Annotated in this window: 11 protein-coding genes; 6 read left to right on the top strand and 5 right to left on the bottom strand. The window is 65.6% G+C overall.

Going from position 1 to position 14,934, the window contains the following annotated elements:
* The first annotated feature begins 333 nt into the window (after positions 1 to 333).
* The 3 genes from G7Y50_RS04075 to G7Y50_RS04065 all read left to right on the top strand — a co-directional run bounded on the left by G7Y50_RS04075 (position 334) and on the right by G7Y50_RS04065 (position 4,203).
* Complete coding sequence (locus G7Y50_RS04075; RefSeq protein WP_165055159.1) at positions 334 to 1,734, top strand: reverse transcriptase/maturase family protein; 1,401 nt, start codon at positions 334 to 336, stop codon at positions 1,732 to 1,734.
* Positions 1,735 to 1,926: 192 nt separating this feature from the next.
* Positions 1,927 to 2,637, top strand: a complete 711-nt coding sequence (locus tag G7Y50_RS04070; RefSeq protein ID WP_165055161.1) for a response regulator transcription factor — start codon at positions 1,927 to 1,929, stop codon at positions 2,635 to 2,637.
* A gap of 9 nt (positions 2,638 to 2,646) precedes the next feature.
* Positions 2,647 to 4,203 (top strand): ATP-binding protein, encoded by a 1,557-nt coding sequence (locus G7Y50_RS04065; protein ID WP_165055163.1) that lies wholly within the window; start codon positions 2,647 to 2,649, stop codon positions 4,201 to 4,203.
* Positions 4,204 to 4,568: 365 nt separating this feature from the next.
* Here the strand turns inward: G7Y50_RS04065 and pknB are convergent, their stop codons facing one another.
* The 5 genes from pknB to G7Y50_RS04040 form a co-directional block, all read right to left on the bottom strand.
* Complete coding sequence (gene pknB, locus G7Y50_RS04060; protein WP_241156505.1) at positions 4,569 to 6,431, bottom strand: Stk1 family PASTA domain-containing Ser/Thr kinase; 1,863 nt, start codon at positions 6,429 to 6,431, stop codon at positions 4,569 to 4,571.
* Positions 6,432 to 6,550: 119 nt separating this feature from the next.
* Complete coding sequence (locus G7Y50_RS04055; protein WP_165055165.1) at positions 6,551 to 9,331, bottom strand: FtsW/RodA/SpoVE family cell cycle protein; 2,781 nt, start codon at positions 9,329 to 9,331, stop codon at positions 6,551 to 6,553.
* On the bottom strand, positions 9,328 to 10,566 hold the full coding sequence (locus tag G7Y50_RS04050; protein WP_165055168.1) for a Stp1/IreP family PP2C-type Ser/Thr phosphatase: 1,239 nt from the start codon (positions 10,564 to 10,566) through the stop codon (positions 9,328 to 9,330). Before G7Y50_RS04050 ends, G7Y50_RS04055 begins: the two co-directional genes overlap by 4 nt.
* Complete coding sequence (locus G7Y50_RS04045; RefSeq protein ID WP_165055170.1) at positions 10,566 to 10,979, bottom strand: FHA domain-containing protein; 414 nt, start codon at positions 10,977 to 10,979, stop codon at positions 10,566 to 10,568. The genes G7Y50_RS04050 and G7Y50_RS04045 overlap by 1 nt, the downstream gene beginning before the upstream one ends.
* A 51-nt stretch (positions 10,980 to 11,030) precedes the next feature.
* Positions 11,031 to 11,966, bottom strand: a complete 936-nt coding sequence (locus G7Y50_RS04040; RefSeq protein WP_165055172.1) for a DUF3662 and FHA domain-containing protein — start codon at positions 11,964 to 11,966, stop codon at positions 11,031 to 11,033.
* Positions 11,967 to 12,502: 536 nt separating this feature from the next.
* Between G7Y50_RS04040 and G7Y50_RS04035 the strand changes: the two genes are divergently transcribed.
* The 3 genes from G7Y50_RS04035 (at position 12,503) to G7Y50_RS04025 (ending at position 14,810) form a co-directional block, all read left to right on the top strand.
* Positions 12,503 to 12,937 (top strand): MOSC domain-containing protein, encoded by a 435-nt coding sequence (locus G7Y50_RS04035; protein WP_165055173.1) that lies wholly within the window; start codon positions 12,503 to 12,505, stop codon positions 12,935 to 12,937.
* A gap of 8 nt (positions 12,938 to 12,945) precedes the next feature.
* Positions 12,946 to 14,238 carry an MBL fold metallo-hydrolase gene (locus tag G7Y50_RS04030; RefSeq protein WP_165055175.1) on the top strand — a complete coding sequence of 431 codons (1,293 nt, stop codon included), beginning with the start codon at positions 12,946 to 12,948 and terminating at the stop codon, positions 14,236 to 14,238.
* Between the two features lie 101 nt (positions 14,239 to 14,339).
* Positions 14,340 to 14,810, top strand: a complete 471-nt coding sequence (locus G7Y50_RS04025) for a universal stress protein (protein WP_165055177.1) — start codon at positions 14,340 to 14,342, stop codon at positions 14,808 to 14,810.
* Positions 14,811 to 14,934 lie beyond the last annotated feature (124 nt).

Genomic DNA, 14,934 nt, shown 5'->3' with positions numbered 1-14,934 from the left:
TAGCCATATATGATATCCTTACGATGCGCTATGGAACAGGCCATAGTGGAAGAGCATTGTCGTAAACGCCATTCGAATGGCGTCTACGAAATCTCCATCGGCTAGACTGATGGCGCAGAGATGCACCGCAGCAACGCTCATGGACATGCTCCCTTCGTCTTTGGACATTGTGCCGCAGATGAAGATTTGCTGAGACGGGCTTGACCCGAAAGGCGGTGCCGCCTTCGATCTATGGCGGCCGTGCGCGAGTTCTCCCGCGCGTGTATGTAGGCAGGTCGGTTCCGAATGGACACCGCCCCTCTATGGATCGGCCTGCCGGGCAGATGAGGCAACATGATGGAAATACCTTCTTTTGTAAAAGACCCCCATAGCGTTAGATCGTACGCGCATTTTGACCGCAGAGTTTCTTTTGCGTCTAAAGCGAATTTGATCATGGACCCTGATTTTGTGTCGAAGTACGCATTTTATCCGCTTATCGAAAAGGATATGCGTCGAATGAAGGTCGACGAAAGCGGAAAAGTACATAAGGACTTTCGTCCGATAAGATACGCTGCGCATATGGATAGATGCATATACCAGTATTATGCGGGGTTGCTTAACGAGAGATACAATTCCCATGCTGCCGAGTTAGGAATAAGCGATGTTGCGATTGCTTACAGGACGAGTTTCAAGGGAAAATCAAATTGCGATTTTGCACGAACGGCTTTTGAAGCGATAAGGAATGCTGATCGCTGCTTTGTTCTTGCTGGCGATTTCAAGAAGTTCTTTGAAACGCTCGATCATAGATATCTGAAGAGGCAGTTGCGGAGTCTCTTTGATGATGGGAGGATTCCCGACGATTATTATCATGTGTTCAAGGGAGCGACAAGGTATTCGGTATGGGATATCAGTGACCTTCTTGAGCGCAACGGTCTGAAATGGACAATCTGCGGCGTAAAGAAGCTCAACAGGCTTCCAAGGGTTTTGGGTTGTGAGGAATTTAGACAAGAAGTTAAGACGTCGACGACAGCGCCTTGGAAAGAAAACGGCGGAAAGGGAATACCTCAAGGTTTGCCTATAAGCGGAGTTCTTGCCAACGTTTACATGATCGAATTCGATAAGGCGGCAAAAAGCATTTCTGATAGATTCGACGGGCTTTATCTGAGGTATTCAGATGATTTCATCTTCGTGCTCCCCAACTGTTCTGACTTTGCCGAAGCAAAAGCGGCTATCGATCGTCTGGTTGCCACGATCCCCGCGCTTGTCGTTCACCCTTCAAAGACGCGCTGCTATCGTGTTACGGGTGGTGCCGTTGTTCAGATCGATGGCGTTCCCGGTGAAGAAGGGAAGAATTCTAGGCATATAGACTATCTGGGCTTTTCGTTTGACGGGAAATCTGTCCGATTGAGACAACGTACGATCGGTCGGTATTATCGACGCATGTATGCGCGAATAAAGCGGTTGTACGGCAGGGGAGAGCGTCCGAACAAGAAGCGCGTGGACAAGCTTTACGTTGACTTTAGCGATTGGGGGCAATGCTCGAGGCGGAACATGAGGGTCCGGCACCGCGTTGGTCGGATACGACAACATGGGAATTATCTTTCGTATGTCGCTCGAGCCCAGAGGGCTTTCCCTGATGATCCGATTGCCTTGGACGTGAAAAACCATAAGCGTAAGATGCGACGACGTTCGAAGGCGATGAGGCGGAGGGGAGCGCTCAGGGCTTCGCTCGAGCCGAATTCTAGTGCGCGGTGATAAGCTCATGAGGACGGAGCCACGGTTTCATTAGTTTAGCCATGCTGAGACGCGTATGAGATAGGGAGCCATTCTGCCTTCTACAGCAAAGGCCTTTGCCTTGGGCGCGTTTCGTTCGCGGCTGGTAAACTTTTACTCAAATTTGACGCAGATGGGCGGGGATTCTTCGCGGGGGCGCGTTACAATGGCGAAATGATCTACTACGTTGAAGATGACACCAACATCCGCGACCTCACCGTCTACGCGCTCAAGCAGGCGGGGTTCGAGGCGCGAGGTTTCGCCCATGCCGACGAGTTCTTCGCCGCATGTCATGAGGAAGTCCCTGAGCTCATCCTGCTCGACATCATGCTGCCCGACGTCGACGGGCTTGAGATCCTGCGGCGCGTGCGCGCTGACGAGGACACCTCCACGCTGCCGGTGATGATGCTCACCGCGAAGGGCACCGAGTACGATACCGTGTGCGGCCTCGACGCAGGTGCCGATGACTACCTCGCCAAGCCCTTCGGCATGATGGAGCTCGTCTCGCGCGTGAACGCGCTTCTGCGCCGCGCGCAGACGCAGCAGCAGGCGCAGGCCGCCGCGTCCGAGCCCGAGGGCGAGCTCGCGGTCGGCCCCATCGTGCTCTCGCCCGCCGCGCGCACCGTGGTGGTGGGCGGCACCCCCGTGTCCCTCACGCTCAAGGAGTTCGACCTCCTGCACGCCCTCATGCGCAACCGCGGGCACGTCCTCACGCGTGCCCAGCTGCTCGAGGACGTGTGGGGCGTCACGTACGTGGGCGAAACGCGCACGGTTGACGTGCACATTCAGACGCTGCGCCAGAAGCTCGCGCGCGCGAAGGAAGGCGCTGACCTGCTCATCGGCACGGTGCGCGGCGTGGGCTACTGCCTGAGGGTCATCGAGTAAGGCCGCCTCATGGCCACGTCGCGCCGCGGCACGCGGAGCCTTTCGGGCAAGATCTTCTCAACGGTTCTGGTGTTCACGCTGTGCGTGATCGCGGTGATGTCGGTTGTGCTCACGAGCATCTACTACGTGTCGTTCGAGCGCGACGGCGAGATGCGCCTGATGTCGCAGGCGCGCAACGCGGCGGTGTACCTGAACGAGACGACGGTCGAGGGCAACCTCTCCACCTTGGAGGAGCAGTTCGCGGGGCTCGTGCGCTTCACGCTCATCGACCCTGACGGGGTGGTGCTCTTCGACAGCTCGACGCCCGATGTCTCCACGCTCCCCAACCACGCCAATCGTCCCGAGGTGCAGGCCGCGGAGGCCTCAGGCGAGGGCGCCGTCACGCGCTTCTCCGAGACGCTCGGCACCGACACCGTGTACGCGGCGGTGCTCCTCGACGACGGGTCGGTCGTCCGCCTGTCGGAGTCGCGCGAGTCGCTGCTGGCGTTCGCGGGTGGCCTGATCGTTCCCGTCGTCACGGCGTTCGCGGTGGCGGCGCTGCTCGTGCTTTTGCTGTCGCGCCTGCTCACGCGGCGCATCATGAAGCCCATCGACGCACTCGACTTCTCCGACCCGCTTGAGAACGAGATCTACGAGGAGATGAACCCGCTCCTGGTGCGCATCGACGAGCAGCAGCGCCAGCTGAAGGCGCAGAACGAGGAGCTCGCGCGCGCCGAGAGCCTGCGCCGCGACTTCTCCGCGAACGTGTCGCATGAGATGAAGACGCCGCTGCAGGTGATCTCCGGCTACGCCGAGCTGATGGAGAGCGGCCTGGTGCCGCCCGAGGACACGGCGCGGTTCGCGGGCCTCATCTACTCCGAGTCGCAGGCCATGCGCTCGCTGATCAACGACGTGCTCACGCTCTCGCGCCTCGACGAGGCGCAGACGCCGCTCGAGCACGAGGCGATGGTGCTCGTTGACGTGCTCGGCGTGGCGAGGCGCGCGGCGAGCCGCCTGACGATGCTGGCCGCCGAGCACGACGTGAGCGTGGAGGTCAGCGGGACCGGTGCGGTCATGCGCGGCAACGAGACGCTCGTGGAGGAGATGGCGTACAACCTGATCGAGAACGGCATCCGCTACAACCACGTGGGCGGCTCGGTCAAGGTGGTCGTCTGCGAGGAGGAAGGCGCGCCGCTTGCGGGCGCGGCGGCTGGCGAAGGGGAGGGCGCGGCGCACGCGGTGGCGCATGCGAGCGCGGCGGCGCACGCGGGCGCATCGGCGCCAGGGAGCGCACTTGCGAGCGCGGCGACGCACGCAGGTACGGCGGCAGCCGTGAGTGCTACAGGCCTGCAGCGCCAGGTGGTCATGCGCGTGACCGACACGGGCCCGGGCATCCCCGCCGACAAGCACGAGAAGATCTTCGAGCGCTTCTACCGCATGGAGAAGAGTCGCTCGAAGGAGACCGGCGGCACGGGCCTCGGCCTCGCCATCGTGAAGCACGCCGTGCTCTACCACGGTGGCACCATTGAGGTGGAGAGCGAGCTGGGACGCGGCGCGACGTTCATCCTGCGATTCCCTGCAGAGTAGTTGCTGCTTTGTCAAGACTTTTCATGCGAGGTTGTTGGCCTATACTAGATTCAGGCTCTGCTTCCGCCATACTTTGCGATGGACCGATGAATAAGATTGAGGGAGCTCAAGATAGCGGGTGGAATGGAGATTCGCGTCCGTTGATGCGAAAGCCAGGAGGCCAGCTGCGAGCACCCACCTTTTGAGGTGGGTTCATCCTTCTGGTGGGGGTAGGGCCTTATACGAGAGAAAAGGGGAGCCGCACATCGTGCGGCTCCCCTTCGTTTGTGATGCGTGCGCGGCGCTCGTGGCCTTCGCCGCCCTGCGGCTTGAGCGCTTGCGGGTGGCGCTCAAGCGTCCCGTGCGCGCCGCCCGAGCTTGCGGCGCTAGCCCTGATCGCCTTCGTTGACCGAGCGGGCGTGATCGCCTGCCATCATAGCGCTGCTGGAGGCGCTGCTGCTCGCGCTGCTCGAGGCGCTGCTCGAAGATGACGGATCGGGCGTAGGCGGCTTCTTCGAGGGGTCCTCGCCCTTCGACACCGTGATGGTGATCGCGGCGCCGTCCTCCACCTTCGACCCTGCGCTCAGGCTCTGGTCGATCACGAGGCCCGCCGGCGCGTCATCTGAGTACGCGTACTGGGTGCTCACCTTGAGGCCCGCGTCCTGCAGCGCGCTGAGGGCTCCTGACTCGCCGTAGCCGATCACGTTGGGCACCGTGATGTCCTCAGGGCCGAGGGACATCACGTAGTCGATGGTCGAGCCCTTGTCGGCCTTGTCGCCAGCGGCGGGGCTCTGGCTCATGATGCGGTCCTTCTCGTACTCCGAGGAGTTCTGGCTGCCCGTGTAGTTGATGGTGAAGTTGCTGCCCACCTTGCTCTTCGCCTGCTCGAGCGTGCAGTTGCGCAGGTCGGGCACGGTGATCTGCTCGGTGCCCTGCGAGATGGTCAGCGTGATCTTGGTGCCTGCGGGCTTGTTCTCCTCGGCCTTCGGGCTCTGGCTGATGACCAGGCCCTCCTCGACCGACTTATCGTAGGTGTAGTTGGGCGCGCCCACCTCGAAGCCGGCGCCCTCGAGTACCTCGACGGCCTGCTCGTAGGTCTTGCCCACCACGTTGGGCACCGGCGTGCCCTTTTCGCCGCTGCCGCTCATGAAGGCGAACGCCACGCCTGCCACCAGGGCGATGGCGAGCACCGCCACCAGCGCGATGATCGCGCCGCGCTTCGACTTCTTGGGGGGCTCGGCACGGTAGCTCGTCGAGCCGCCGTAACCCGCGCCGCCGGCATGTCCGCCTGCGCCGCCCACGGCGGGCATGGTCTGCGTGGCGTCAACGGGGACGGCGCCGCCCGCGGCCACGGGGCCGATCACGCGCGTCTGCGCCTCGGTGAAGTTGTTGCGGCCGCCGGCGATGCTGACGGCGCGGCCGGCCAAAAAGTCGTTGAGCGCCAGGCGCATGTCGTTCGCCGTGGCGAAGCGGTTGGCCGGATCCTTCTCGAGCGCCGTGAGGATGATGTCCTCGAGCGCCGGGTCGATGTCGGGATTGATCTCGCTCGGTGCGGGTGGGTACTCCTTCACCTGCTTGAGAGCCACGCCCACGGCGTCGGGTCCGTCGAAGGGGAGCTTGCCGGTGGTGGCCTCGTACAGCACGATGCCGAGCGAGTAGATGTCGCTCGCAGCGGTGAGCTCCTTGCCCTGTGCCTGCTCGGGCGAGATGTAGTGCGCTGTGCCCAGGACCGAGGAGGTCTGGTCGCTCACGGAGTTCTTCGCGCGCGCGATGCCGAAGTCCATCACCTTGACGTTGCCGTCGGGCTGAACCATGATGTTCTGCGGCTTGATGTCGCGGTGGATGATGTCCTGGTTGTGCGCCACGGTGAGCGCCTGGCACACCTGCGCGCCAATCTCCGCGGCCTTGCGCTGGTTGATGGCGCCGCGCTGCTGGATGGCGGTCTTGAGGTCAGAGCCGCGCACGAACTCCATGACGATGTAGTAGGTGTCGTCGTCTTGGCCCCAGTCGTACACGTTGACGATGTAGGGGCTCTGCAGGTTGGCCGCTGCGGCGGCCTCCTGGCGGAAGCGGCGCGTGAAGTCCGGGTCAGCGGCGTACTGGGGCAGCATCACCTTGACGGCGACCGATCGACCGAGCACGTTGTCCTGCGCGCGGTAGACCTCTGCCATGCCGCCGATGCCGATGCGATCGTTGATTTGATAACGGCCACTGAAGACCTTGCCAGTCATGGGTCCTTGGGTTGCCACCTTAGTCGCTCCTTTTGCTCACATTCTTCGTTCGTCTCAGCTGCGTTGTAATGCGATTCTTGTCAGCATACCCCATTGTAGCGGGGGCATCGCGCGTTATCGCACCATTTCACGGTTATCTATAAAACTCCTTGCACTGAAAGCGCGGTCTGCAGCACCGAGCGCGCCTTGGCGTCCGCGGAAGCGGTGCTGCCCACTTCCTCGAGCGTGATCGCCACCACCGCGCGCGGGCTCTCGGCGGGCGCGATGCCCACGAACCAGCTGCTGTCCTGCTTGCCCGCGGCCTCGGCGGTGCCCGTCTTGCCCGCTACGGTGACGCCGGGGATGGCGGCTTCGACGCCGGTGCCGCGCGACACGACGCCCTTGAGCACCTCGAGCGTGCGCTGCGCGGTGCTCGCGGTGACGGCCTGCATGAGCTTGGCGGGCTTCGCCGTGAAGCTGCGCTCGCCGTTCGCGTTGTAGATGCCGTCCACCAGGTAGGGCTGCATGACGGCGCCGTCGTTGGCGATCGCGCATCCCACGAGCGCCATCTCCAGCACGGTGGCCTGCGGGCCGGCCGGACTCGGATGGTTGGCCGTCCTGCTCTCACCGACGGGCTCGCCCGCGGCGGCCCACGCCGTCTCCCACGTGGTCATGTCCTCGGGGTCGGGCATGAGCGAGGTGGACAGCGGCAGGTCGAAGTCGATGTCCTGGTTGAAGCCGAAGTCCTCGGCGCCGGCCACGAGGCGCTCGGGGCCCATGAGCTCGCCGAGCTGGCCGAACACGGTGTTCGAGGAGAGCTCGGTGGCGCGCGCCAGCGTGATGGTGCCGTAGGCGTACTCGTCGAAGTTGGTCACCGGGGCGTTGCCGATCTCCATGCTGCCGGGCGAGTCGAACGTGGTGTCCTCCTTCGCCACCCCGTCCTCCAGCGCGGTGGCCAGCGTGACCATCTTGAAGGTGGAGCCCGGCGCATAGACGGCCTGCGTGGCGCGGTTGAACAGCGCGCTCGATCCGGAGTCGCCGGAGCTCGCGGCCGCGGCCAGGAGCTCCTCGATGGCGGCGGCGTCGTAGGTGGGCGAGGAGGCCAGCGCGAGCACCGCGCCCGTCTCGGGGTCCATGACCACGCAGGCGCCGGTGTAGCCGGCCAGCGCGTCCTGGGCGGCCTGCTGGATCTTCGAGTTCAGCGTGAGGGTGACGTCGTTGCCCGGCGCGCTCACGCCTGCGAGCGAGTTGATGGCGTCGGTCCAGGTGGCGTAGTTCTCCTGACCCTTGAGCGTGTCGTTGTAGGCGGCCTCGATGCCGCTGGTGCCGAAGCGCTCGGAGGCGTAGCCCACCACGTGCGAGGCCAGCTCGCCGGCGGGGTAGAGGCGCGTGTAGGAGCCGTCGTCGCCCTTCACGGACTGGGCGAGCACCACGCCGTCGTAGGTTGAGATGGTCCCGCGCTCGGTCTGCGACTCGCGCGCGAGCGTGTGCCCGTTGCCCGGCATGCTCTGGTAGTCCTTGGCCTGGACCACCATGATCATCGTGATGTTCGCCACCAGAAGCGCGAACATCACCGAGAACACGATGATGACGCCCGTGAGGTTCTTGCCGAGCGACACGCGCCCGAGCACGCTGTTCGCCGAGAACGTGGAGGTGGCGCTCGCCATCTCCTTGCCGAGGCCGGTGCTCTCGTCGCCGCAGCGCAGAAGCAGGCCCAAGATGATAAAGCCCGCCAGAAGCGACGAGCCGCCCTGGCTCACGAAGGGCAGCGTGATGCCCGTGAGCGGGATGAGGCGCGTGACGCCGCCGACGATGATGAACGCCTGCAGCACGATGATGGAGGTGAGGCCGGCTGCGGTGAACGAGCTGACGTCGGACTTCGCGCGCGCCGCGGTGAGGATGCCGCGGATGGCGAAGCAGAGGAACAGAAGCAGCACGCCCGCCGCGCCGAGCAGCCCCGTCTCCTCGGCGATGGCGGCGAAGATGAAGTCGTTCTCCACGTAGGGGATGATGTCGGCCATGCCGCGGCCGATGCCGACGCCGAACAGCCCGCCGTCGGCCATGGAGTAGATGCCCTGCACCACCTGGTAGCCGGCGCCCGAGGCGTCGGCGAAGGGGTCGAGCCAGATGTCGACGCGCTGCTGCACGTGGGAGAAGCCCATCCACAGCACCACGGCGGCCGCGCCCGCCAGCAGGGTGCCCACGACCACGTAGAGCTTCTTGCCCGTGGCCACGTAGAGCATCACGAGGAACACGGTGAACAGCACGAGCGCCGAGCCGAGGTCCTTCTCGAGCACGACGATGACGAACGCGAGCGCCCACATGACGAGCAGGGGCAGAAGCGTGGGGAGTGAGGGCAGGCGGAAGGGGCCCACGTCCCAGGTGAACACGGAGAGCATCTCGCGGTTCTGCGCGAGGTAGGCCGCGAGGAACAGCACGATGCAGATCTTGGCGATCTCGCCGGGCTGGAACGAGAACGACCCCACCTGCAGCCACAGGCGGCTGCCGTTGATCTCGGTGCCGATGACGGGGAGCATGGGCGCGAGCAGGAGCAGCACGCCTGCGATCATGAGCGTGTACTTGTAGTGCGCGAGCTTGTCGAGGTTGCGCACCAGGGCGAGCACCACGACCATGCAGGCCACGCCTGCGAACAGCCACATGAGCTGGCGCGGCGCCAAGTCGGGCGCGAGGCGCGTGACGAACGCGATGCCGATGCCCGACAGCGCGAAGGTGATGGGCAGAAGCGCCGGGTCCGCCTCGGGCGCGAGCTTGCGCACGGCGAGGTGGGCTATCACGAACGCGGCGAAGATGCCGATGGGCACGCCGAGGGTGTTGAAGGAGAGCTCCTGGCCGCCGGTGACCACCATCATGGCGAACAGCACGATGACGATGGGCGCGGCTATGATGAGGAGCAAAAGCTCGATGTTGCGGCGCGTCACGCGGCATCACCGCTTGCGGCGGGGTTGGCTGCCGCCGGGTTGGCGGCTCCGGCGGCGCCAGCGGCGGAGCTCGCACCGTTCGCGCCCGCAGCCGCGCTGCTGCTCGAGCTTGCGGCGGCCCGCGCGCTGCTGGCGGCAGCGGCCGCTTCCTTCTCCTGGTCCTCGCGCGTCTTGATGTCGGCGCGGTAGTCCTCGACCAGCTCCTGGGCGTCCTTGAGCGAGTCGGTGCGCAGGCCCCCGTCCTTGATGCGGTTGGCCACGCCCGGTTGCAGCTCGTCGATGGGGACGTCGGTCACCTCGACGAGCTCCGAGAAGTCCATTCCCAGAACAGTCCCGGGAACGCCCTGGTAGATAGCCACCTTCCCGTCCTGCTCGGCGAGGTAGGCCGCATGGGAGGTCCAGAAGTTGAACGCGTAGGCCGCGCCGCCGATGATGGCGGCCAGAAGCGCTACGAGCAGCGCGGCGGTGACCTTCGTCTTGCGCGCCACCTTCTTACGGCGCACCTCGGCGAACCCCGTGACGTTGACCACGATCACGGTGACGTTGTCGTAGCCGCCCGCGGCGATCGCGGCGTTGACCAGCTGCGACGCGGCGAGCTGCGGGTCGGTGGTGCGGTTGAGGACGTCTTCGATCTCGTCGTCCTCGATCATGGAGCTCAGGCCGTCTGAGCACAGAAGCAGGCGGTCGCCCGTCTCCACGTTGATCTCGAAGAGGTCGGGCTGGGTGCGTGGGTCGCTGCCGAGCGCGCGCGTGATGACCGAGCGCTGGGGGTGGACGCGCGCCTCGGCCGGGGTGATCTGCCCCGACTCCACGAGGTCGGCCACGAAGCTGTGGTCGCGCGTGAGCTGCTGCAGGCGGCCCTGGTGCAGGAGGTAGGCGCGCGAGTCGCCCACCTGCGCGATGACGAGGCGCTCGTTCTCGAGCATGGCGGCCGTGCAGGTGCATCCCATGCCGGCGCGCCCGACGCCCTCCTGCGCGCCGCGGATGACGGCGAGGTTCGCCTCCTCGACGGCCTGGCCGAGCGCGGTGGCGTCAGGGTAGGCCGGCGCGCGCTTCGCGATCACGTCGACGGCGATCTCGGAGGCCACCTCGCCGGCGGCGTGTCCGCCCATGCCGTCGCACACCACGTACAGCGGCGGGGTGACGACGAGGCTGTCCTCGTTGTGCTCGCGCACGCAGCCCACGTCGGTGCGGCTGCCGAAGGTGGCGCTTCCCTTGCGCGCCCGGCGCGACATCAGGCGTACCTCACGCGGATGGCGACGTCGCCCACGTTGACCACGTCCTTGTCACGCAAAGCGCACGGCGCGGTGATGAACTGGCCGTTCACGGACGTCCCGTTGGTCGAGCCGAGGTCCTCCACGAAGAGGTTCTGGCCCATGAGCTGGAAGCGCGCGTGGCGCCCGGACACGTACCCGGCGCCGACCACGATGTCGGCTCCGGGTGAGCGTCCCACGATGACGGGGCCGTGCACGGCGATGGACACGCCGCGCAGCTCCTTGGGGCCGCGTTCGACGGACAGGTTCCAGGTGCGCTCCTTCTTGCGGGTTCCGCGCACCTGCCCGATCCCCGTGCGCATGATGGCGAACAGGAACAGGTACAGCAGCGCGACGAACAGAAGGCGCGCTATGAGCAGGACGACATCGATCACGGTGGGTTCCGGGCCTTTCTCGGCGGTGAGCTCGGCTTGGCTTGCGGGCGGCTAGAGCAGCTGGAACTCGAGTTCGGTGGTTCCGATGATGAGGTGGTCGGCGTCGCGTAGGGGAACCGACTTGATCTGGCGTCCGTTGACGAAGGTGCCGTTGGTGGACCCTAGGTCAGCGAGGACCCAGGTGCCGGTGGGCTCCATGTGGATCTCGGCGTGGCGGCGCGATGCGTTGATGTCGGGGATGACGATGTCGTTGCGCGACTCGCGGCCGATGCTCATGGGGTGCCCCGTGAGCGTGAAGGCGCGGTCGTTGGTGATGTCGTAGAGGTAGGCTTCGAGGTCCTGCGCGGGCGGCATGTCGTCTTCTGCGGTGAGGGGCTCTTGGCCGAACATCATGGTCTGCGGCTTGCCGGCGTACTCGGCAGGCGCAGCTTGCGCGCCGTATGCGGGCGCGGGCGCGTACGGGTCGGGTTGGACGGCGGGCTGGGGCGCGTAGCCGGGCTGGGGCATCGGGCGAGCGCCGCGCTGCATCGGGCGCTGCCTGCCGCGCCCGGCGGGGCGCGGGGCGGGGGCGATGCCGTAGCGCTCCATCTCTTCCTGGCGCAGCTGCGCCACCAGAGGCGCCGCCACCATCTCGGCGATCACCTCGAACTTGCCGTGCTTGAGGTCGGCGTCGGCGATGAAGCGCACGAGCGGCTGACCGTCCATGACCAGGCCGTGCTCGGCGGCTTTCGCGGCCAGGTAGGTCTCCGTCTCGCCCGCGAGGGTGGGGTAGTAGCCGAACAGGCGCGCGTCGTCGTCCTGGCTCACGAGGATGGTGTAGAGCGTGGGGGCGTACTGCTTGCCGGCGCCCACCATCTTGTTGCGGCGCATCTGCTTCTCGGCCTTCTTGGCGATCTGGACCGGCGAGATGGGAGACGCGCCCATCTTCTCGGCGGCGCCCTCCACCGTGTCCTCCATCTTTCCTTCAAACTTCGAAAGGAAGCCCATGACATCTCCTTGACTGCCTGCCGCCTTGCGCGGCCTTTCCTATGCTCAATGCGGCCCCGGAAGGTCGCGGAACATGCAATAATCTGTACCATGATGCCACAAACGCCCTCCAAAGGCTTCATCTGGGCGCGATACTTTACGCAATCGCCATACCCAGCAGGAAAAGAACCCCAGTTCGGGAGCGCTCGGGCGGGGTGCATCAAGGCCGGGGGTGCGCAGTTTGGGATCGCTCAGGTTGGGGATGTCGGGGATGCTCGGGCCGGGTGCGCTCGGTTCGGAATCATTCGGGAGCATTCAGGAACATTCAGGTGCCCCCCCTGAGGTGGCTCCCCTGAGGTGCCCCCTGCTTCTGGATTGCTATTCCTGTTGCGAATCATTCGCGTTTTGCTATAATGTTCCCGCGCCGAGAGGGGCCCGCGCGCTCGTCGTGCAGCGAAGCGCGGGATTGCGGCTGCAGCTTGCAGCTGGGACATATGGCTTGCACCGGGTACGTCGGGGTGGCGCGCGGCGTATCGCCTACGAGAAGGGTGCATGCCATGGGCGTGGTCAAAGCCGTCTGCACAAGCGACATCAAAGGAATCCAGAAAACCGAAAAGCCTTCCGTCGAGCTCAAGTCCGAATGGGGCATCGACGGCGACGCGCATGCGGGCGCGTGGCACCGCCAGGTAAGCCTGCTGTCGTACGAGAAGATCGAGGAGTTCAAGGCACGCGGCGCCGACGTGGTGAACGGCTCGTTCGGCGAGAACATCATCGTGGAGGGCTTCGACTTGAAGGCGCTGCCCATCGGCACGCGCTTCGTCTCGGGCGACGTGGTGCTCGAGCTCACCCAGATCGGCAAGGAGTGCCATGCGCACTGCGCCATCTACCACAAGATGGGCGACTGCATCATGCCGCGCGAGGGCGTGTTCTGCCGCGTGATTTCCGGTGGTATCATCTCCGAAGGAGATGAGATCGACCTTCTGGAGGAGTAGCCACGGCGATGCGCCATGTCCAGCTTGTTCACGAGAACCCCGACGTCTATCTGATCCGCGTGCCGTTCGCCAACGTGATCACCACGGAGACGAACTGCTACGTGGTGCGCGACGGCGACGACGCGCTGGTGGTTGACACGGGCGCGCCGTCGCCGTTCTCGGAGCGGCTCCTGCGCGAGGCCTTGCGCGACCTGGGAATTGACGCGACGTCTGCGCGCTACTTCCTCACGCACGCGCACTACGACCATGCGGGGCTGATTCCCCAGCTGGCGGGGCCCGGGGCCGCCGTGTACCTCGGCGAGCGCGAGCTCGAGTCGGTCACGGCTGACTTCGGGCGGCGCAGCACGCGCTACGTGTGCCGGCGCTTCCGCGAGGAGGGCGTGCCCGCGCGCATCGCGCGCCCGGACAACGAGCGCATCAACGTGTCGGTGTCGTTCGACGAGCGCGCCTTCCGCCTGCAGACCGTCGGCGAAGGCGAGGAGATCCGCGTGGGCGCGCAGGCGTTCCGCGTGGTGGAGATGCCGGGGCACACGCGCGGGCACCTGGCACTCTTCCACCCGGCGTCGGGCATCTGCTTCACGGGCGACCACGTGTTGTTCGTTCTGTCTCCGAGCATCCCTCTGTACCTGGACGGCACGAGCGGCCTCGGCGCGTACTTCGACAGCCTCGACAAGCTGGCGGGGTTGGGGTGCTCGCGGCTGCTCATCAGCCACGGCGAGCTGCGCGACGGGTTCCAGGAGCGGATCAGCCAGATCAAGGCGCATCACCTGCGGCGCGAGGACGCCATCGCGGGCATCGTGGAGGCTGCGGCGCGCGAGGAGGCGGCCGCGCTCGTGGCTGCCGGGACGGCTGCGGGCTGCGGGACGGCGGGCGCGAATGGCGTTGCGGCGGCGGGCCGCGAGGCGCGCGCGAATGGCGTTGCGGCGGGCCGCGGGGCGGCGGGCGGCGTGCCTGGAGGCTGCGGGGCGCTGCGCGGCATCACGGGGCGGGAGGTCATCCGCCGCGTCAAGTGGAAGATCCCCTTCGCCGACATCGACGAGTGCGACCCGCTGCAGCGCTGGACCATCTACGCGCAGGGCACGGTGCTGCTCGACCACATGGTGGAGGCGGGGCGCATCCGCCGCGTGCGCGAGGAGGTTGCGCCCCGTGGCGTCTCGTCCGCCGACGTGGCCAAGCGGGAGGCCGCCGCCTCGTTCGCCGGCTTGCCCAAGCAGGGGGCCGCCGCCCCTTCCGCTGACGCGTCCGCCGAAGGCGACGGCCTGCGGCCCGCGCACGTGAATCGCTACCTGCCTGCGGAATAATGCGCTAAGATAGGAAGCGTAAGGAGCGCGGCCCGTGGCCCGCACGGGGGGGGGTGCTGCCCGCGGCGCGGCGCATAGGCCACATGCGTGAGGAGGGTCTTATGTACAAGAAAGTTCTGGTTCCCTACGACAAGTCCGATCCGGCGCGCCATGCCCTGGCCGAGGCGATCGAGATGGTCAAGGACGTCTCAGATGCGCAGGTCACGGTTCTCAACGTGGTCGATTGGCATGACTACAACGCTGAGACGTTCAAGATCGCCAGCCGCATGTCGGGCGTCCTGGGCGACTCGCTCGACATGAACGCCATCGCCGACGTGGGCGAGGAGGCGGCTCGCGAGGCCACCGCGCGCGTCTCCGAGGACATCGCCGACGTCGTGGGCGACTTCGCGGGCATCGATATCGCCATCGTGAACGGCTCGGCCCATGACAGCATCACAGCGTACGCGGACGAGGGCGACTACGACTGCATCGTCATGGGGCATCGCGGCCTCGGCGCCGTGCGCGGCATGCTTGGCAGCGTGTGCTACTCGGTGCTGCACAAGACGAACAGGCCCGTGCTCATCGTGAAGTAGGCGCGAGGCAACGGGTTGAAAGCGAAGGGGAGGGGCTGCTTGCGCGGCCCCTCCCCTTCATCTTCGGTGTGTTTCGCGTGTGCGCTGCGCGTTCTGCGTTATGCGTCGCTCCGCTCTCCGCGGT

Source organism: Adlercreutzia sp. ZJ176, from assembly GCF_011038975.1.
In the GTDB taxonomy this organism is placed as follows: Bacteria; Actinomycetota; Coriobacteriia; order Coriobacteriales; family Eggerthellaceae; genus CAAEEV01.
This window is presented reverse-complemented; position numbering and strand designations above follow the sequence as displayed.

Excerpts from the sequence above, each read along its gene's own strand:
- G7Y50_RS04075 (WP_165055159.1), top strand. The coding sequence starts at position 334 with ATGATGGAAATACCTTCTTTTGTAAAAGACCCCCATAGCGTTAGATCG.
- G7Y50_RS04070 (WP_165055161.1), top strand. The coding sequence starts at position 1,927 with ATGATCTACTACGTTGAAGATGACACCAACATCCGCGACCTCACCGTC.
- G7Y50_RS04065 (WP_165055163.1), top strand. The coding sequence starts at position 2,647 with ATGGCCACGTCGCGCCGCGGCACGCGGAGCCTTTCGGGCAAGATCTTC.
- G7Y50_RS04050 (WP_165055168.1), bottom strand. The coding sequence starts at position 10,566 with ATGTCGCGCCGGGCGCGCAAGGGAAGCGCCACCTTCGGCAGCCGCACC.
- G7Y50_RS04040 (WP_165055172.1), bottom strand. The coding sequence starts at position 11,966 with ATGGGCTTCCTTTCGAAGTTTGAAGGAAAGATGGAGGACACGGTGGAG.
- G7Y50_RS04035 (WP_165055173.1), top strand. The coding sequence starts at position 12,503 with ATGGGCGTGGTCAAAGCCGTCTGCACAAGCGACATCAAAGGAATCCAG.
- G7Y50_RS04030 (WP_165055175.1), top strand. The coding sequence starts at position 12,946 with ATGCGCCATGTCCAGCTTGTTCACGAGAACCCCGACGTCTATCTGATC.
- G7Y50_RS04025 (WP_165055177.1), top strand. The coding sequence starts at position 14,340 with ATGTACAAGAAAGTTCTGGTTCCCTACGACAAGTCCGATCCGGCGCGC.